Origin of the sequence: Pseudonocardia endophytica, assembly GCF_004339565.1 — a bacterium.
GTDB lineage: Bacteria > Actinomycetota > Actinomycetes > Mycobacteriales > Pseudonocardiaceae > Pseudonocardia > Pseudonocardia endophytica.
Window position 1 is genome coordinate 2,538,312 of record NZ_SMFZ01000001.1, and the last position, 18,707, is coordinate 2,557,018.

Sequence of the window (18,707 nt, forward strand, 5' to 3'; positions counted from 1 at the left end):
AATGGACGAGGAGACGGTGGAGCGGGTGCGCGCCGTCGTCGCCGCCATCCCGCCGGGCGAGACGTCGACCTACGGGGAGGTGGCCGAACAGGCCGGGCTCCCCGGCCGGGCCCGGCTGGTCGGAAAGATCCTCTCCGAGGACGGCGCCGACCTGCCGTGGCACCGGGTGCTCCGCGCGAACGGCACGTCCGCCCCGCACATCGCGCACGAGCAGGCCGAACGCCTCCGCGCCGAGGGCATCCTGATGGTCGACGGGCGCCTGCCTCGAGAGCACCGGCGCACCGCTGACCGCCGCCGGGAGAGCTGACAAGAGTGAGCGCGCCCGGGTAGTCGCCATCTGGGCACGGCCGAGGACGGCGGGTGAGAGCGTGCCGCACTCCAGCCGCCCGACGGGGCAGTCCGCTCCCGGCTACGCCCGTGTGCCCGGACGTCGGCCGTTCCCTGTCGAGTCGCGACGGGGACGGACAGTGCCCTCGGGCGGCGGTCCGGGCTCCTCCCGGAGGACGCTTTGCTCTGCTCACACGGGCGCAGCACCGCTCGGAGCAGCGGCGACCCGGACGGCCCACCAGACCCGTTGCGTGGGGGTGAGCAGAGCAAAGGCGCTGTTCAGGAGCGTCCCGACGAGGTCCTACGGCGGCCCGCGGGGCAGTTGGCGATCCGCGGAACGCGCTGCTCCTGGGCGAACGCGCGTGTCCGGGCAGTCGCGTTCTCCGGAGCGGCGCGCGTTCTCCGGAGCGGCGCGCGTTCTCCGGAGGGGCGCGCGTTCCGCGAGGTGGGTGCGCGTTCTCCGGGGCGGACGCGTTCCGTGGATGGTCCGGTCCGGGACGCGGTCGGCCGGACCGGTGTCAGGGGCCCGGGGCCGTGCCGATCACGACGGTGGCCTCCAGGTCGTCGTCGACGACGATCCTCGGGTCCAGGCCGTGCCCGGTGACCTCCTGCGCGAGCACCGGGGCCTGGCGCTCGCTCGTCTCGATCAGCATCGAGCCGGACGGGGCGAGCCAGAGCGGGGCCGCGGCGACGAAGCGGCGGGCGACGTCGAGGCCGTCCGGGCCGCCGTCGAGGGCGCGGCGCGGTTCGTGGTCGCGCGCCTCCGGCGGCATCCTCGCGATCGCTCCGGTCGGGACGTAGGGCACGTTCGCGACGAGGACGTCCACGCGCCCGCGCAGGTGTGGCGGGAGCGGGGCGTCCAGGTCTCCGGTGTGCACCTCACCGCCGTACGGCGCGAGGTTCCGGCGGGCGCACTCCGCGGCCACCGGGTCGATCTCCGTGGCATGCAGGTCCGCCGGGAGCGGACCGCCACCGCGGCGCAGGTCCTCGGCCAGCGCGGCGGCGATCGCACCCGCACCACTGCACAGGTCCACGACGATCGGCGCGGCGCCACGGGCCCGTACGAGCGCCGCGGCCTCGTGCACCACCGCCTCGGTCCGCCGCCGCGGCACGAACACGCCGGACGACACGGCGAGCCGGAGCCCACCGAACTCGACGTGGCCGAGCAGGTGCTCCAGCGGCATCCCGGCCACCCGGCGGGCGACGAGCGCGTCCAGGGCCGCGCGGTCCGGTGCGGCCTCGGCGAGCAGGTCGGCCTCCTCCTCGGCGAACACGCAGCCGGCCGCACGGAGCGTCCGGATCACGTCGGGCGGGGCGTCGGTCACCGGCCCATCATCGCGACCCGGGGCCGCCCGGGAGGTCAGACACCCCGTAGAGGTCCAGCAGCGCCGTTCCGCGCACCGTGCGCCGCACCAGCGTCCGGCGCCCGTCCCGGTGACGGACCACCAGCCCGTCGGCGACCAGAGCGGTGATCTGGTGCGTGAGCGTCGCCGGCGACAGGCCGACGCGGGCGGCCAGGCCGGACATCGACCACTGCGTGCCGAGCAGCCGCAGCAGGGCGGCGCGCACCGGGGTCAGCAGCGCGGCCAGGCCCGTCTCGTCCTCCGACTCCGGCCGCGGCGCCGGGTAGCCGAACCACACCTGGCCGGGGCGCTCCAGGTTGCTGATCGAGACGTCCACACCGGACAGCAGCGGCGCGAGCACGACGGTCTGCGGCGGCTCCGGCTCGATTCCCTCCGGATCCGGGAACTCGAGGACGCCGTCGACGATGCGGCCGCGCGGGTGGGCCCTGGCGAGGACGAGGTCCAGCGCGCCCCGCGCGGCGGCCGTGCCGACCCGCTCGATCTCCTTGCTGCGCAAGCGATCCTGCGCCGCCCAGGCCGGTTCGATCCACTGCCAGACGGCGTGCAGCGCGTCGGCGAGATCGGAGAGCCAGCGGGGGCCCTGCTCCGCCACGTCCTCCCAGTGCGCGGGCGGCGCCCCAGCCCATGTGGTGTCGATGTCCGCGTACAGCTCGTCCGCCGACATCGAGCGCAGCCGCTCCAGCTCGACCGCCACGTCGGTGTCCCGCTCCGGCACGGCCGGTGTGAGCGCCTCCGGCGCGACCGATGCCCCCGGTACGACGAGCCGCGAGATCGCGTACTGCTCGCGGCCGGACAGGCGTGCGGCGAGCAGTGCGTCCCCTCCCTCGCGGTGCGCCGCCACCGCCGCGCAGGCCAGCGCGAGCACGCTGGTGTACGGATCCACCGTCACCCGCACCCGCGCGTTCTCGTGCAGCCGGACGCGGCTGACCGTCCCGCTCGTCATCGGCCCCCCGGTGTTCGTCGCCGCCCCCCGACGGCCCTGCGAACGACCCTAGACCGACCCACCGACAATCATCGGATCGTTTCCCGGGCGGCGAACCTCACGCGACGTCGCGCACCACTCCGGCCACCGACCGGTAGCGCCGCACCACGGCGTCGACGACGTGCTCGTGCACACCCAGCGGCTCGGCGACGACCTCGGCGCCGGACCGACGCAACCGATCGGCGAACACCCCCGGCGCCAGCAACCACGACGCGACGGCCACGCGCCGCTCTCCGGCCCGGCGCAACGCCTCCACCAGGGCGGAGACCTCGGGCGCCCCGGTCGCGGCGAACCCCACCCGGACGCGTCTGCCCGCCGCCGCACCGAGCGCGCGGGCGGCGCCGCGCACCTGCGCCACGGCCCGCGCGTCCGACGACCCGGCCGCGGCGAGCACGACGGCGTCACCGGGCTCGTGCCCCGCGTCGGCCAGCCGCGCCCACGCGGCGGCGAGCACCGACGGGTCCGGCTCCGTGCCGGGGGTCCCGGCCGCCACCCCGAGCGCCGCCGTGAGCGGGAAGTGCCCGGCACCGCACGCCGCCAACCGGGCGGGCAGGTCGACCCGGACGTGGTATCCCGCGGCCAGGAACGCCGGGACGACGACGGCCCCCGGCAGGTCCGCGACGGTCTCCTCGACCGTCGGACCGTGCACGTCGACGAAGCAGACTCGCACGTCGAGATCCGGCTCGCGGAGCGCCACGGCCGCGGCGATCCCACCGGCGACGGACGCCGCGGCGGGGTTGCGACTGCCGTGCGCCACGAGCACCAGGGGCAGGCCGGTCATCGCGGTCCCGTGCGCGCGTCGGCCGTGCAGTGGCCCCCGGTCAGGCCGCCGTTCCCGGTACCGGGCTCCAGGGCGAGCCGGTACCCGCGCCGCACGACGGTCTGCACCAGCCCCGGCTCGCCGAGCGCCGTGCGCAGCCGGGCGATCGCGTTCTCCACGGCGTGCTCGTCGGTCCCGCCGGGCTGCGCGGCGAGCAGCTCGCTGCGCGCCACCACCCGCCCCGGCCGCCGGGCCAGCACGCGCAGCAGCGCCATCGGTGTCGGCGGGACCGGCCGCAGCACGCCGTCCACCAGAACCGCATGCCCGCGCAGCTCGATCTCCTTGCCGCCCACCGGGAGCCGGCGCGCACGGGCCGGAGCCACCGACTCCAGCGTCCGCACCATCGCCCCCAGCCGGGACCGCTGCGGCTGCACGGTCGGGACGTCCAGCGCCTCCAGCGGAGCGGCCGTCACCGGTCCGACGCACAGCGCCAGCACCGGTCCGCGCAGTGCGGCCACCAGCTCGTCGTGCTTCCCCCGCTCGGAGGCACGGGACAGCAGGCCGGCCGCCGCCGGGGCGCTGGTGAACGCGAGCATGTCGATCCCGCCGGCCAGGACCGCGTCGAGCAGCCGGTCCAGCGGGCCGAGATCGGCAGGCGGCGCCCAGCGGTACACCGGCACCGTTCGTACCTCCGCACCTGCCAGCTCCAGCGCCTCGACGACGTCGGGGAGCGGCTCCCCGTGCAGCTGCACGGCGATCCGGCGTCCCTCGACACCGCGTTCCAGCAGGTGCTCGAGCACTTCCGCGGTGGACTCCGACTCCGGCGACCACGCGTCGACCAGCCCGGACGCGCGGATCGCGCCGCGCGCCTTCGGTCCGCGGGCGAGCATCTCGCCCTGCCCGAGCGCGGCCAACAGATCCTCGCCCAGCCCCCAGCCGTCGGCGGCCTCGATCCATCCGCGGTAGCCGATACCGGTCGTCGCGACCGTGATGTCCGGCGGGTTCTCGATGAGCGCGCGCGTCGCGGTCTGCAGGTCGGTGTCGTCGGCGAGCGCGACGATCCGCAGTGCTGGTCCGTGCTGGATCGTCGCGCCACGGCGCTCCAGCATCGTCGCGAGCTCCTCGGCCCGCCGGGCCGCGGTGATCCCGACGGTGAAGCCGGCCAGTGGTGGGACGGCCTCGGCGTGCGTGCTCATTCCGGCTCCGATCCCCGGGCCGGGAACGGCGCGCGGGCGGGCCGGTGGCTGGTGCGTCGTCGCCCGGGTCCGGACGGTCACCGTAGCCCGATCCAGACGTCGCCGTCGTACGAACGGGGCTGGTAGACGGCCAGCGCGACGGCCGGGTCGTCGAGACAGCGGCCGTCGGCCAGGCCGAACGCCTGCTTGTGCACCGGGGACGCGACGGTCGGCACGCCACCACGGTCGCCGACGATGCCGCGGGAGATCACGGCCGCGCCGGTGAACGGGTCGATGTTGCCGACCGCGTACAGCGCCTCGTCGCCCGTCCGGAACACGGCGACCTGGACACCGCCGACGAGCGCGGCGACCCCGCGGCCGGGCTGCAGCCGGTCCAGGGCGCAGACGCGCAGCCACGCACCGGGCTCGACGCCCTCGCGGGCGGGCGGGCGGTTCTCCTGCGACGCGCGCGCCTCCGGGAGGTCGGCGGTGGTCGCGGGGTCGGCGACGCGGGACGTGGTGGTGGACGGGTCGGCGGTCATGCCGGCACCTCCGGGAGGCCGATCAGGACGGGGTCCTGCGAGGTCGGTGCGGGGACGTTCTGCCCGCGCTCGGTGACGAACTCGATCGTCGGGTCGGGTGTCTCGGGTGCGTTCACGAACGACACGAAGCGGGCGAGCTTCTCCGGGTCGTCCAGGACGCCACGCCATTCGTCGGCGTAGCTCTCGATGTGCCGGGCCATCGCGGCGTCCAGGTCGGCGCAGATCCCGAGCGAGTCGTCGACGATCACCTCCCGCAGGTGGTCCAGCCCGCCGTCCATCGCCTCGATCCAGGGCGCGGTGCGCTGCAGCCGCTCCGCGGTCCGGACGTAGAACATGAGGAACCGGTCGATCGTCCGGACCAGCGTCTCCGAGTCCACGCCGGCCACGAGCAGCTCGGCGTGGCGCGGGGTGAACCCGCCGTTGCCGCCGACGTAGAGGTTCCAGCCGTCTTCGGTGGCGATCACACCGAAGTCCTTGGCCCGCGCTTCCGCGCACTCGCGGGCACAGCCGGACACTCCGGACTTGAGCTTGTGCGGGCTGCGCAGACCGCGGTACCGCAGTTCCAGCTCGACGGCCATGCCGACCGAGTCCTGCACGCCGTAGCGGCACCACGTGGTGCCCACGCAGGACTTCACCGTGCGCAGCGACTTGCCGTAGGCGTGCCCGGACTCGAACCCGGCGTCGACGAGCCGCCGCCAGATCCGGGGCAGGTCCTCGACGCGCGCGCCGAACATGTCGATCCGCTGACCGCCGGTGATCTTCGTGTAGAGCCCGAAGTCGCGGGCCACCTCGCCGATCACGATCAGCCCCTCCGGCGTGACCTCGCCGCCCGCGATCCGCGGCACGACCGAGTAGGTGCCGTTGCGCTGCAGGTTCGCCAGGAAGTGGTCGTTCGTGTCCTGCAGCGTGGCCTGCTCGCCGTCGTGGATGTGACCGTTCCCGAGTGTGGCCAGGATCGACGCGACGACGGGCTTGCAGATGTCGCATCCCGCGCCGCGCCCGTAGGTGGAGACCAGCGCGGAGAACGACGTGATCCCGGCCCCCGCGACGATCTCGAACAGCTCGGCGCGGGAGTGGTCGAAGTGCTCGCACAGCGCCTTCGACACCTCGACGCCCTGCTGCGCGAGGATCTTGGCCAGCGTCGGCACGCAGGACCCGCACGTCGTCCCGGCGCGCGTGCAGGACTTCAACGACGGCACGTCGTGCGCCCCGTCGTCGATCGCCTCGCAGAGCTGTCCCTTGGTCACCGCGTTGCACGAACAGATCTGCGCCGAGTCCGGCAGTGCCCCGGCGTCCGGCTCCGCGCCGCCTCTGGAGATCAGCGTGACCGGGTCCTCCGGCAGCGCGGACCCGACGAGCGGGCGCAGCGCGCCGTAGCGGGACGCGTCGCCGACGAGGATGCCGCCGAGCAGGGTGGACGCGTCGTCGCTCACGACGAGCTTGGAGTAGGTGCCGGCCACCGGGTCGTTGACGACGATCTCCAGCGCGCCGTCGGTGGCGCCGTGCGCGTCGCCGAAGCTGGCCACGTCGACACCGAGCAGCTTGAGCTGGGTGGACATGTCCACGTCGTCCGGGGTCATCCGGGCATCACCGCCGAGCAGCCGGTCCGCGACCACCTCGGCCATCGCGTACCCCGGCGCGACCAGCCCGTACGTCCGGCCCTGCAGCGCGGCGCACTCGCCGACGGCCCACACGTGCTCGTCGGCGGTGCGGCAGCGGTCGTCGACGAGCACGCCGCCGCGCTCCCCGACGTCGAGCCCACACTCCCGGGCCAGCGTGTCCGCGGCGCGGATGCCCGCCGAGAACACGACGACGTCGGCGTCCAGCTCGACCCCGTCGGACAGCGTCGCGACCAGCCGGTCGCGGTCCGCGGCCACGGAGTCGACGGACACGCCGGTGCGCACCCGCAGCCCCTGGTCCTCGACGAGACCGCGCAGCAGGGCGCCGCCGCCGTCGTCGACCTGGACCGGCATCAGCCGCGGCGCGATCTCCACGACCTGCGGGGAGAGCCCGAGCTGCCGCATCGCCCGCGCCGCCTCCAGACCGAGCAGTCCCCCGCCCACCACGACCGCGGACCGCCTTCCCGGCGCCGTCGTCGCGACGGCCTTCTCCGCCGCCGAGCGGATCGCGTCCAGGTCGTCGAGCGTGCGGTAGACGAAGCAGCCCGGCAGGTCCTTGCCGGGCACCGGGGGCACGAACGGGACGGAGCCGGTGGCGAGCACCAGCGCGTCGTAGTCCAGCGTGCGCCCGGACGCGGTGGTGACCCGGCGTGCGTCGCGGTCGATCGCGGAGACCGGGTCGCCGAGGTGGTACGTGACGCGCTCGTCGGCGCGCAGGGACTCGTCGTCGAGGCGCAGATCCTCCTCGGTCGCTCCGTCCACGTAGGACGAGAGGGCGACGCGGTCGTACGCGCGCCGGTCCTCCTCGCCGAGGACTGTGATCGCCCACTCGCCGGGCGCATCCCGGTCACGGAGGGCGGACACCACCCGGTGCCCGACCATGCCGTTGCCCACCACCACGAGCCGCTTGCCCATGGACCCGACGCTAGGAACCGCAGATGACGACGAGGACACCCCCGATGACGTGGGCGTTACGAGGTGCTCCCCGGCGCGGGTGCCCGGCGTGAGCGGCCACGGCACGACGGCACCGCACCGTTGCGTCGGGCGTCCGACGAGCGGGGTGGGGGGTTCCCTTCGGGGGCGGTGCCCCGGACCCCGGGTCAGACCCTGGCGAACGCCACGTCCGAGCGGTCGGCTCCGACCGGCTGGCTCCGCAGGTAGACCGCCCAGGTGACGGCCATGCACAGCAGGTAGAACACGAGGAACGACCAGAACGCGGGCGCTCCGGTCTTCGCCGTCAGGAACGACTCCCGGAACGCCAGGTTGATCAGCACACCGCCGAGCGCACCGACCGCGCCGACGATCCCGATGACCGCGCCGGACACCCGTCGCGCCATGGCCAGCTCGGTGGCCTCGTCGCCACCGGACGCGATGTTCGCCTTCGCCCGGCTGGTGAAGATCGCCGGGATCATCTTGTACGTCGAGCCGTTGCCGATCCCGGTGAGCGCGAACAGCACCACGAAACCGATCGTGAACACGGCCAGCGAGTCCACCGCCGACGCCGCGATGACGACCGCCGTGGCCACGGCCATCCCGATGAAGTTGAGCATCGTGACCTTCGCGCCGCCGTAGCGGTCGGCGAGCCTGCCGCCGACCGGCCGGATCAGGGACCCGATCAGCGGGCCGATGAACGTCACGGCCGCGGCCTGCAACGGGGTGCGGCCGAACTGGTTCTGCAGGACCAGACCGAACGCGAACGAGTAGCCGATGAACGACCCGAACGTCCCGATGTAGAGGAAGGACATGATCCAGGTCTGGCGGTCCTTGCACGCCTCGGCGAACGCGCCGGTGTCGTTGGAGACGGCCGCGATGTTGTCCATCCGCGTCCATGCGCCCGCCACCGCGATCAGGATCAGCGGGACGTAGATCCACAGCAGCACCCGGGGCGAGCCCGCGCCCGCCGTCGCGATCACGAGCAGGCCGAGCAGCTGGACGACGGCGACGCCGAGGTTCCCGCCGCCCGCGTTCAGTCCGAGCGCCCAGCCCTTCGCCTTGTCCGGGTAGAAGGCGTTGATGTTGGTCATCGACGACGCGAAGTTCCCGCCGCCGACGCCCGCGACGGCGGCGGCGACCAGCAGCGTGCCGAACGAGACGCCCGGGTCCATCACGACCAGCGCGAAGATCGTCGGCGCCAGCAGGAGGGCCGCACTGATGATCGTCCAGTTCCGGCCGCCGAAGCGGGCGACGGCGAACGTGTACGGCAGCCGCAGGACGGCCCCGATCAGCGTCGGGAACGCGACCAGGAAGAACTTCTGCGCGGCGTCGAACCCGTATTCCGGCCCCATGAACAGGACCAGGACGGACCAGATGCTCCAGATCGAGAAGCCGATGTGCTCGGACAGGATCGAGAACCACAGGTTCCGGGTGGCGATCCGCTTACCGGTGCTCTCCCAGAACCCCGGATTCTCCGGTTCCCAGTGCTCGATCCATCTGCCGCCCAGCCTCGGTGTCGTCACGTGCTTCTCCCACCAGCAGTCGTCGGGGTCGCGACGACGGTAGGAAGATCCGGTTGCGACGATGTCGGCCTCGCGTGACGGGCCGGAAAACCCCTGCTCCCCGACGGGAGACGCGGCTGTGAGGTCAGATGCGGCGGCTGAGCATCCCCGCGACCCGCTCCAGCCCGGACAGCGACGACGGCGTGGCGTCCGGGTGCTGGGCGTGCAGCGCCAGCCGGTGCAGCAGCGCGCGCAGCAGCACCTGCGGCCACTCGGTGAGCTCCGACCACCGCTCGATCAGCGACTCCTCGGCTCCACCCCAGGCGATCGCGTCCACGACGACGACGGCGGCTGCCCATTCCGCGGGCCGCCAGAACGGCACCAGGTCGAGGACGGCGGGAACGCCGGAGCGGTCGAACAGCGTCGCCCCGAACAGCTCGCCGTGCACGATCTGCGGGGTGAGCCGGACGGTGCGACGGTGCGCGGCCAGCTCGGAGAACAGCGTCCCGCCGGTCGCCGGGTCGAGGTCGAGCTTCCGCTCGCCGAACGCGGCGGCGGCGGAGCGGGTCAGCAGGTCGTCCCGATCGTCGAGCAGGCGGGGGCGCAGGACGGACGCGGTCGCGGCGTGCAGGCGCAGGGAGGCGGCGACGACGTCGTCGTGCCGCGGTTCGGCCGTACCCGGCAGGTGACGGGACGCCGCCCAGCCCGCAACGACCCATCGGCCGTCCGAGGACCGCACGGGGCGGGCCAGGCGGACGCCGTCGACGTCCAGGTTCTCCAGCACGGTCGCCGACCACGCGGCGACGACGTTGTCCGACACCGGCCGGAGCAGCACGTCGCCGCAGTGCCACGCGCGCTGACCGGCCCAGACCACGGGTCGCGGCACCGCGTCCCGGACACCGAAGGCGACCCGGACGTGCTCCGGCAGGGCGCTCGCCGCCGGGGCGGGCGTGAGCGTACGGGCGGTGGTCACGGCCGGACGGTACCTCCGCCGGCCCCCACACGGGGTAGCGCCACGCGGCCGCCCGACGAAAGTCCGCCCGCCGGCGCAGGTCCTCCTACGCGCCGGCCGCCTTGTCGCCGGACCCGGCGGACGCCGTCTGGCCCGATCCGGACGTCGCCGTGGCGTTCGCCGACCCGCCCTTCGCGCTGGCCGACGCCGTGGCGGAGCCCGCCGACGCGGTGGCCGATCCGTTGGACGCGCTCGCGCTCGCCGTCGTGGTGGTGCCGTTGACGGTGGACGACGCGTGCGCCGAGCCGCTGCGCTCGGTGTAGCCGGGACCGTTCGCACTGTTCGACGACCGGGAACCGTCCGACTTCTGACCGCCGTCCGACTTCTGACCGCCGTCCGACTTCTGACCGCCGTCCGACTTCTGACCGCCGTCCGACTTCTGACCGCCGCCGGAGTTCTGACCGCCGCCGGAGTTCTGCGAGCCGTTCGCCTTCCGGCCCCCGTCCGACGTCTGGGCCGCCCCGCCCGACCCCTGCGAACGATCCGCGTTCTGCGAGCCGTCCGACGTCGCGTTGTCGGACCGGGAGTTGTGCGACGACGTGCCGCCGGACTTCTGCGACCCGTCGGACTTCTGCGACCCGTCGGACTTCTGCGCGCTCCCGGACCGATCGTGCGTCCGGTTGCCGTCGGACTTCTGAGCGCCGTCCGAGCGCTGGGTGCCGCCGGATCCGCCGTCCGGGAGCTGACCGTTGCCGGACCGCTGGCCCGAGCGGTCGTTGCGCTGCCCGTCCTGGCCGCCGGCGCTGCCGCCGCCGTTCTGCCCGCCGGCGCTGCCGCTGCCGTTCTGCCCGCCGGCGCTGCCGCTGCCGTTCTGCCCGCCGGAGCGAGCACCGTCACGGGACCGGTCCGCGCCGTCGGCGCCGTTGCCCTGAGCGCCGGTGCGGTCGCCGTTGTTCGTCGCGCGGAACGTCGCGTCGTCGGTGTTGCGCGCACCCGACGAGCCGTCGCCGACAACCCACCGGGTCATCGGTCCCGTGGGGTTCGACTGCCCGTTCGAGCCGTTCGCGCCGTTCGCGCCGTTCGCGCCGTCGCGTTTCTGGTCGGACCGATCCTGGCCGTCGCGGTCGGTCCCGTTCGGGGCGTTCCGGTCGGCGCCGTCGCGTCCGCCGGAGCCACTGTTCCGGTCGCCGCGGTTCCGGTCGCCGCTGTTCCGGTCGCCGCTGTCGCCCCGGTCGCCGCCGAGTCCGAGCGCTCCCGCCAGCCCGCCGCCCTTGTCGTCGCTGCGCTTGTCGTCGCTGCGCTTGTCGTCGCTGCGCTTGTCGCCGCCGGCGCCGCGGTCGTTCCCGTTGCTCCGGTCCTTGCCGTCGTTCCGGTCCTTGCCGTCGTTCCGGTCCTTGCCGTCGTTCCGGTCCTTGCCGTCACCCCCGCCACCGCCGAGTCCGATCGCCCCCAGCACGCCGCCATCGTTGCGGTCGCCACCGTTGCGGTCGCCACCGTCGCGCTTCTGCTCGTTCCCACCCCGGTCCGAGCCGGTGCCCTTGTCCCGCCCGGCGGTGCGATCACCGCTCCGGTCACGGTCCGGCCTGCGCTCCTGGTCACGGTCGCGGCTGCCGGACGGCCCGTCCTTCTTCGTCGCGTCGCTTCCGCCGCCGGTCAGCCCACCCAGCGCGTCGCCCGCGGCGCCGACGACCTGGCCGACCGGCCCACCGCGACCGGCCGGCTGCACGTCCGGCTGCCGCCGGTCCGACCCGGCCGTCCGTGCGCGGTCCCCGCCGGACTGTGCCGTGCGGTCCCCACCGGACCGTCCGCGGTCCCTGCTCCTGTCGTCGGCCTTCGCACCGGCCTTCGCACCGGCCTTCCCGCCGGCCTTCGCCTTGTCGCCGCCGACGATCCGGCCCACGCCGTCCGCGGCGTCGTGTACGGCCGTCGTCAGCGCCTGCGCAGGGCCCCGGTCCGATCCGGTCCCCGCGTTCTGCCTGTTCCGTTCGGCACGCGGCTCCGACTCGTCGCGCGGGCCGCGCGGGTCGGGGGGACCGCTCGTCGTGACCTGGTTGCCCGGGCGGTCGCCGTCGCCCTCGCGCCCGCCGGCGAGCACCTGCGGCGGGTTCGGGACGGACGTCCGCTCCGGCGTCCTCGTGGGCTCGCCCCGGGTCAGCGCCAGCACGTCCCCGGTGACGCGGTCGGTCTCGGCGGCGTCGGAGGGAAGGACCGTCCGGCGTGCGACGGAGACGTTCTCGTTCAGCGAGCGCAGCTCGTCGCGCTTGGCGTCCCGCTGGCGGGCGCGCATGTCGCGCTGCTCGTCGAGGGCGGCGATCGCGGCGACCTGGTCCGGGGTGCGCGCGCCGGCCGGAGGCAGGTCGGCGACGACGCCCTCGAGCTGGGAGAGCTGCTGGTCGGCCAGCGCGAGATCGTCGCCCGCCTTCCGCAGCGACTGGTACGCGTCGAGCTGCGAGGTGATGGCCGCGCGTTGCTGCATCAGCACGGCGCGGCGCTGTCCCAGCTGCTGGACGGCGACCGGCCGGGTGGACACGGCCCGCGTCGGGTCGCGCTGCACGGCCTGCCAGGCGAGCTCGGTGCGGTTCAGCGTGTCGAGCTGGCGGTCCAGACCGGCCAGCGCGACCCGGGCCTGGCCCGCCCACTCGTCGGCGCTCATCTCGCGGGGCGCCGCCGTCGGCGGCGTGGCCGGCACCGACGACGAGGTCAACGCGTAGCCACCGACCAGCACGGCCGTCGCGCCGATGATCGCGAGCGTCCGCTTGTGCCGCATCAGCATGCGGGGCACGGTCAGACGCGGCGCGGTGGCGGGCCGCTCCTCGGTCCGCGCGGCGAGCCGGTCCCGGCCCACGCGCGCCGGCTCGAGCATCGAGGAGCCCGCATCCGGCTCGTCGTCCGGCCCGGGCTCGGCGACGGACGACGACGGGTCGAACGACGACGGGACGGGCGACGACTCCTCGCGCAGCCACGGCAGCGTCTCGGCCAGTCGGACGTCCGACTGGGTGGCCTGGCGGCGGGCCCGCCGGGCGGCGGCGCGGTGGGCGGCCGTGCAGTAGCGCCGCTCCGGGCGGCCGGGCACGACCTCGATCGGCTCGTCGCACCCCGACAACGCGCAGTGCCTCGCCTCGCCCGTGCCGTCGTCCACCCGGCCCTCCCGCCCCTAGGTCCGCCGCGCGATGGGCCGAATCGCTCTTGGGAGCGCGCAGCAACCACCGGTTCGCCAAGGGCTTGTCGCGACGACCGGTCGTTACGTTTCGCCGTACGGCGGTGCTGCATCGTCGAACGCGGTGAATTCACTCATAAGGACGATCACCGGTGACACCCTGTCGGCAGTGGGACGCGAACGGCCGTACCGCTCGACAGGAAACGGCCGCCCCGGTCGGATCACCGGGGCGGCCGTCGAAGGGAACGGACTCAGTAGGTCGGCAGCGAGGGGTCGACCTGCTTGGCCCAGGACAGCACACCGCCGCCGACGTGCACGGCGTCGGAGAACCCGGCCTTGTGCAGCGCCGCCAGCGCCTCCGCCGAGCGACCCCCGGACTTGCAGTGCAGCACGACGGGCTTGTCCTGCGAGATCTCGGACAGCGCCTCTCCGGACAGGATCCGGTCCTTCGGGATCAGCGTCGCGCCGGGGATGTTCACGATGTCGTACTCGTGCTGCTCGCGGACGTCGATCAGCTGGAAGTCCTTCCCGGCGTCGATCATCTCCTTGAGCTCGAGCGCGGTGATCGTGTTGCCGGCCGCCGCCTGCTGGGCGTCGTCGGACACGGTGCCGCAGAACGCCTCGTAGTCGATCAGCTCGGTGATCTTCGGCGTCTCCGGGTCCTTGCGGATCTTCACCTGGCGCCAGGTGGTCTCCAGCGCGTCGTAGATCACCAGACGGCCGAGCAGCGGCTCGCCGATGCCGGTGATCAGCTTGACCGCCTCGTTGACCATGATCGAGCCGATCGACGCGCAGAGCACGCCCAGCACGCCGCCCTCGGCGCAGGACGGCACCATGCCGGGAGGCGGGGGCTCGGGGTAGAGGTCGCGGTAGTTCAGGCCCAGCCCGTTCGGCGCGTCCTCCCAGAACACCGACGCCTGGCCCTCGAACCGGAAGATCGAGCCCCAGACGTACGGCTTGCCCAGGATCACCGCGGCGTCGTTGACCAGGTACCGGGTGGCGAAGTTGTCCGTGCCGTCCAGGATCAGGTCGTAGTCGCGGAAGATGTCCAGCACGTTGTCGCTGGTCAGGCGCTCGTTGTGCAGCCGGACGTCGACGTACGGGTTCACCTCCCGGATCGAGTCGCGCGCCGACTCGCCCTTCGGGCGGTCCACGTCGGACACCCCGTGGATGATCTGACGCTGCAGGTTGGACGAGTCGACGACGTCGAACTCGACGATCCCGAGCGTGCCCACCCCGGCGGCGGCCAGGTAGAGCAGGGCGGGAGACCCGAGCCCACCGGCGCCGACGACCAGCACCTTGGCGTTCTTCAGGCGCTTCTGCCCGTCCATCCCGACGTCCGGGATGATCAGGTGGCGGCTGTACCGCTCCACCTCGTCCTTGGTCAGTTCGGTGGCCGGCTCCACCAGCGGCGGTAGCGCCATTCTTCACTCCTCGCAGCAGTTCGCGGCGTTCCGGGACCCAGGTCCCGTCCTCATCCGGCCCAACGCCGGTCCGACCGGCATTCTTCCCGGTCGGGCCGCAGGATCACGAGCCGGAGCGCGACCAGCGACCCTCGTCCTGCGCCTCCCACGCTCCGGCGACGGCGCGGGCGACCGTCTCCGGTGCCTCCATCTGCGCGACGTGCCCGACGTCCGGAAGCACCAGCAGCCGGCCGTCGGGCAGCGTCTGCGCCGTCCGGCGCGCGAGCCGGGAGGTGACGATCCGGTCCCGCTCACCCCACACGACCAGCGTCGGCACGGCGGTCCGGGCCGCCGTCGACCACACGGAACGTCCCGCCCACATCCCCAGCAGTCCGCGCGTGGCACCGTCGGCGGCCTCGGCGGCCCACGGCAGCGTGCGGCGCTCCTCGCTCTCGGCGATCAGCTCCTCGAGACGCCGCTCGCTGCCCCGCGCCGGGTCGGCGAAGCAGAGCGCCAGCACCCGCTCGGCCCGCACACGGGTCGACTCGGCCTCCAGCGCGCGCCGGGCGGAGCGCCCGAGCAGGGGCACCATCGCGAGCGCCATCCGCGGGTCGGACATCCGTCGCGGGTCGGGGCGGCGGTCCGGCATCGCGGGCGACACGAGCGTCAGCGACCGCACCAGCTCCGGGTGCCGCGCGGCGACGTTCATCGCGATCAGCCCGCCGAGCGAGTTGCCGACCAGGTGCACCGGGCCCCGCTCCTCGCGGCGCCCCGCCAGCCAGCACAGCAGCGCGTCGGTCAGCGCGGCCGGGTGGTACGCGCGGGACCGGGTGGGCTCGGAGCGGCCGAACCCCGGCAGGTCGACGGCGACCCCGGACGCCCGCGTGGACAGCAGCCCGGCAAGGTCGGTCCAGTTCGTCGACGAGCCGGCCAGACCGTGCACGTAGACGCACTCCGGCAGCTCCTGGCTCGCAGCAGGGGTCTCCCGCACGTGCATCGCGACGCCGCCTGCGGTCACCGTCCGGCCCGGCCACGGCGTCCGGTCCGGCTCGAGACGGCCCAGCGTGCCGGCGTGCGCGTGCTCGGGTTCGGCGAAGTCCAGCCCGTTCTCCCGGCGCGCGGGCGCGAGATGAACGTCCGGTGACGGGGAGACGACCATCCCTCCAGCATGACGTGTCGTCATCGCGACCCGCCCGACCCGGTGGTGGTGATCACCCGGTCGGCCGCTGCGACGCACGGTGACCAGATGGTCACGAACGGGCGTCCCCCGATCCGGTCGGCCGCGACCCCGGTCCCGGTGCGGGCGTTGTACAGGTGTGACCAGCGAGCCGGATCCCGACGAGCGCCGGACCCGTACGGCGGGCCGGGTGACCGCGCTCCTGGCCGCGGTCGCGCTGGTGTTCGCGGCCGGGTGGGCACTGGGCAGCATCGGCGGCGCGGCGCCCGGTTCCGCCGGCCGTCTCGCCCCCGGCCCGGCTCTGCGGAACGCCGTCGACACGGCCGACCCGGAGACCGCGCCGATGGGGCTGGTCTCCACCCGCGCCGGCTACACGCTGCACCCGGTCCGGACGGTGCTGCCGTGGAACCAGCCGACCGAGGTCGCGTTCACGCTGACCGGCTCGGACGGCGTCCCGGTACGGGCGATCGACGGCGGCGCGACGGCCGTGGACGTCGCCGTGATCCGCCGCGACGACGCCGGATACGAGCCGTTGCGCGCCACGGCCGGGCCCGACGGCGTGTGGCGGGCTCCGGTGACGTTCCCGGGGGCCGGGGTGTGGCGGCTCTACGCCGGGTTCACCCCGACCGGCGGTCCGGCGCTCGACCTGGGCGCCGACCTGTTCGTGCCGGGACCGTTCGGCCCGTTCACGTTCACCACCGAGCAGCGCACCGCCACCAGCGGCCCGTTCCAGGTCCGCGTGGACGGCGAGCTGGCACCCGGCGGCTCCTCCCCCGTGTTCGCGACGGTCTCGCGGGACGGCCGGCCGGTGACCGACCTGGAGCCGGTCGCGGGCACCGGTGGCGCCTACGGGCGGCTGGTCGCGGTCCGCCAGGGCGACCTGGCCCGCATCCCGCTGCGCGCACAGGTCACCGGAGCCGCTCCGGCGGGGCGGTCCGGCCCCGGCATCGGGTTCGTGGCCGAGCTGCCGTCCACCGGGAGTTACCGGCTGTTCCTGACGTTCACCCAGGGCGGTGCCGAACGGACGGCCGAGTTCACCGTCGACGCCGCCGCCGGGAGCTGACGGCCGGTGGTCCGCGATCGGCTCGTGGTGTGCGCGCTGCTCGCGGCGCCGGTCGTCGTGCTGTCCGTGGTGCCGTCGTGGCAGTTCGGGCACTGGACGTGGATCTGCCTGACGCTCGCCGCGCCCGTCGTCGCGTGGGGGGCGCTGCCGCTGTACCGGGACACCGTGGGCCGGGTGCGCCGCGGTACCCCGCCGGTGGACGCGCCCGCACTGCTCGCGACGGCCTGCGCGGCGATCTGGTCGACGGCCGTGCTGCTGCGCGCTCCGGCAGGCGACCCTGGCTGGACCCAGCCGTTCCCGCCGGGCAGCACGCCGCCGCCGATCCGGCTCGACGTTGCCGCAGGGGTCACGGTCGCGCTGCTGGTGGCGGCACACCTGCGCGGAGCCGGGTCGCCCGCCGGACGCGTCGGGCGCGCGGCCGGGAGGGCGGTCGTCCCGGTCGTGCTCGCCGTCGCCGCCGGCGTACTGGGCTACGGCCTGGGCGCGGGAGACGACCCGGTGCGGTCCGCATCCGCCGCGGCCGCCGTGCTGCTGGTCGCGGCTCCGTCGGCGTTCCGGCCCCGCGCCGGCGCCCCGCGCGTCGAGCGGCGGGTGGACACGGTGCTGTTCACCTCGCGCACGCTCGCCGGCGGCCCGCGCAGGCTCGTGGACGTCCACACGGACGGCACGGAACGCGACGAGGTCCTGCGGCTGGCGGGCTCCGTCGCCGAGCCGTCCGCGCACCCGGCTGCGCGCGCGATCGCGACCGCCGCGGCCGAGCAGGGCGAGGTGCCCGCCGTCGGGGAGTTCGACGAGCGGCCCGGACTCGGCGCGAGCGGCATCGTCGCCGAGCTGCAGGAGCCGTGCGACCCGGACGACACCCCGGACGACGCCGCATCGGGCGGCGGACCGGACGGCCCCGCCGCCGCCGGACGGGCCGGCCCGATCGGGCGCCGGGGCGACGGGACGGCCGTCACGGTCGTCGCGCACGCTGTGCTGCTGGGGCATCCGGACCTGCTCGCCGAGCACGACGTCGCGCTCCCGGACACGCTGCGGACCGCCAGCCAGGAGATCGAGGGGACCGGCCACACGGCCGTCGCGCTCGCCTGGGACGGGCGGGCGCGGGCCGTGCTCGCCGTGGCCGCGGACCTGGGGCCGGACGCGGACGACGCCGTCGCGACGGTCCGGAGGATGGATCTGGTCCCGGCGCTGCTGTCCGCGCGCCCGGAGGCCGCCGCGACCGCCGTCGCCGGGCGGGCGGGCATCGACGCCGGACCGAGCACGGTGCTGGCGGGCGTCCGCCCGGACGCCGAGGCGGACGCCGTCGCGCGGCTGCGCGCGGACGGCCGCGTGGTGGCCGTCGTCGGCAGATCCGGGCGCGACGACGCCGCGCTCGGTGCTGCGGACGTCGCCCTCGCCGTCCGCGGGGAGGAGGACGGAGCGACGGGACACGCCGACGCGGCCGCCGCGGTGGCCGCGCTGCGGCGCGGACGACGCCGCCCCGGCCGGGCACAATGGACGGTCGCGGCGGCCGTCGCCTACCACCTGGCGGTGATTCCGGTAGCGGCGTCCGGACTGCTCGATCCGCTGCTCGCGGGCGCCGCGGGCGCGCTCGTGACGGTCGCGGTCACCGGGCTGCCGGTGGCGGTGAGTGAACCAGGTGACCACGCCACGGGGACGACCCGCCCGACCGGGACGGCACACCGGGCGACGCGCGGTGGCGCCACGTCTCGTGATCGGGGCTACTCGCGGGTAGGGTGACGTCACCACCG

The 18,707-nt window shown here is 74.8% G+C and carries 14 protein-coding genes; 3 read left to right on the forward strand and 11 right to left on the reverse strand.

The genetic code is table 11. The features are described 5' to 3' along the window. The first annotated feature begins 1 nt into the window (after position 1). Positions 2-307: an MGMT family protein gene (locus EV378_RS11425; RefSeq protein WP_132427749.1), complete on the forward strand. Its 306-nt coding sequence runs from the start codon at positions 2-4 to the stop codon at positions 305-307. Positions 308-845: 538 nt separating this feature from the next. On the opposite strand, the gene EV378_RS11430 is transcribed toward EV378_RS11425, so the two are convergent. The 11 genes from EV378_RS11430 to EV378_RS11480 form a co-directional block, all read right to left on the reverse strand. Then, positions 846-1,652: a putative protein N(5)-glutamine methyltransferase gene (locus EV378_RS11430; protein WP_132423728.1), complete on the reverse strand. Its 807-nt coding sequence runs from the start codon at positions 1,650-1,652 to the stop codon at positions 846-848. 7 nt (positions 1,653-1,659) lie between these two features. Beyond that, entirely contained in the window at positions 1,660-2,634 is a 975-nt protein-coding gene (locus tag EV378_RS11435) for an ArsR/SmtB family transcription factor (protein ID WP_132423731.1), read from the reverse strand. A 97-nt stretch (positions 2,635-2,731) separates the two neighbouring features. Beyond that, positions 2,732-3,454 carry a sirohydrochlorin chelatase gene (locus tag EV378_RS11440; RefSeq protein WP_132423734.1) on the reverse strand — a complete coding sequence of 241 codons (723 nt, stop codon included), beginning with the start codon at positions 3,452-3,454 and terminating at the stop codon, positions 2,732-2,734. Continuing rightward, the gene (locus tag EV378_RS11445; protein WP_132423737.1) at positions 3,451-4,629 is read right to left on the reverse strand and encodes a uroporphyrinogen-III synthase; all 1,179 of its coding nucleotides are present in this window, start codon (positions 4,627-4,629) and stop codon (positions 3,451-3,453) included. The genes EV378_RS11440 and EV378_RS11445 overlap by 4 nt, the downstream gene beginning before the upstream one ends. A 77-nt stretch (positions 4,630-4,706) precedes the next feature. Beyond that, positions 4,707-5,150, reverse strand: a complete 444-nt coding sequence (gene nirD, locus EV378_RS11450) for a nitrite reductase small subunit NirD (protein ID WP_132423740.1) — start codon at positions 5,148-5,150, stop codon at positions 4,707-4,709. Further along, positions 5,147-7,684, reverse strand: a complete 2,538-nt coding sequence (gene nirB, locus EV378_RS11455) for a nitrite reductase large subunit NirB (protein WP_132423743.1) — start codon at positions 7,682-7,684, stop codon at positions 5,147-5,149. The genes nirD and nirB overlap by 4 nt, the downstream gene beginning before the upstream one ends. Positions 7,685-7,869: 185 nt before the next feature. After that, entirely contained in the window at positions 7,870-9,225 is a 1,356-nt protein-coding gene (locus EV378_RS11460) for a nitrate/nitrite transporter (protein ID WP_132423746.1), read from the reverse strand. Positions 9,226-9,349: 124 nt separating this feature from the next. Then, positions 9,350-10,177 (reverse strand): TIGR02569 family protein, encoded by an 828-nt coding sequence (locus EV378_RS11465; protein ID WP_132423749.1) that lies wholly within the window; start codon positions 10,175-10,177, stop codon positions 9,350-9,352. Positions 10,178-10,262: 85 nt separating this feature from the next. After that, entirely contained in the window at positions 10,263-13,295 is a 3,033-nt protein-coding gene (locus tag EV378_RS11470) for a hypothetical protein (protein WP_132423752.1), read from the reverse strand. 269 nt (positions 13,296-13,564) lie between these two features. Then, positions 13,565-14,737, reverse strand: a complete 1,173-nt coding sequence (gene moeZ, locus EV378_RS11475; RefSeq protein WP_132423755.1) for an adenylyltransferase/sulfurtransferase MoeZ — start codon at positions 14,735-14,737, stop codon at positions 13,565-13,567. Positions 14,738-14,840: 103 nt separating this feature from the next. Beyond that, on the reverse strand, positions 14,841-15,875 hold the full coding sequence (locus EV378_RS11480) for an alpha/beta fold hydrolase (protein ID WP_132423758.1): 1,035 nt from the start codon (positions 15,873-15,875) through the stop codon (positions 14,841-14,843). Between the two features lie 157 nt (positions 15,876-16,032). On the opposite strand from EV378_RS11480, the gene EV378_RS11485 reads away from it, so the two are divergent. Both EV378_RS11485 and EV378_RS11490 read left to right on the forward strand, forming a co-directional pair. Then, a complete protein-coding gene (locus EV378_RS11485) occupies positions 16,033-16,956 on the forward strand; it encodes a glycoside hydrolase family protein (RefSeq protein WP_132423761.1) in 924 nt (307 codons plus the stop codon). 6 nt (positions 16,957-16,962) lie between these two features. Then, positions 16,963-18,696 carry an HAD family hydrolase gene (locus tag EV378_RS11490; RefSeq protein WP_132423764.1) on the forward strand — a complete coding sequence of 578 codons (1,734 nt, stop codon included), beginning with the start codon at positions 16,963-16,965 and terminating at the stop codon, positions 18,694-18,696. The last annotated feature ends 11 nt before the right edge of the window (positions 18,697-18,707 follow it).

Bases quoted from the DNA above. Each gene is read 5' to 3' on its own strand.
- EV378_RS11425 (WP_132427749.1), top strand. From the start codon at position 2: ATGGACGAGGAGACGGTGGAGCGGGTGCGCGCCGTCGTCGCCGCCATC.
- EV378_RS11435 (WP_132423731.1), bottom strand. From the start codon at position 2,634: ATGACGAGCGGGACGGTCAGCCGCGTCCGGCTGCACGAGAACGCGCGG.
- EV378_RS11440 (WP_132423734.1), bottom strand. From the start codon at position 3,454: ATGACCGGCCTGCCCCTGGTGCTCGTGGCGCACGGCAGTCGCAACCCC.
- EV378_RS11445 (WP_132423737.1), bottom strand. From the start codon at position 4,629: ATGAGCACGCACGCCGAGGCCGTCCCACCACTGGCCGGCTTCACCGTC.
- nirD (WP_132423740.1), bottom strand. From the start codon at position 5,150: ATGACCGCCGACCCGTCCACCACCACGTCCCGCGTCGCCGACCCCGCG.
- nirB (WP_132423743.1), bottom strand. From the start codon at position 7,684: ATGGGCAAGCGGCTCGTGGTGGTGGGCAACGGCATGGTCGGGCACCGG.
- moeZ (WP_132423755.1), bottom strand. From the start codon at position 14,737: ATGGCGCTACCGCCGCTGGTGGAGCCGGCCACCGAACTGACCAAGGAC.
- EV378_RS11480 (WP_132423758.1), bottom strand. From the start codon at position 15,875: ATGGTCGTCTCCCCGTCACCGGACGTTCATCTCGCGCCCGCGCGCCGG.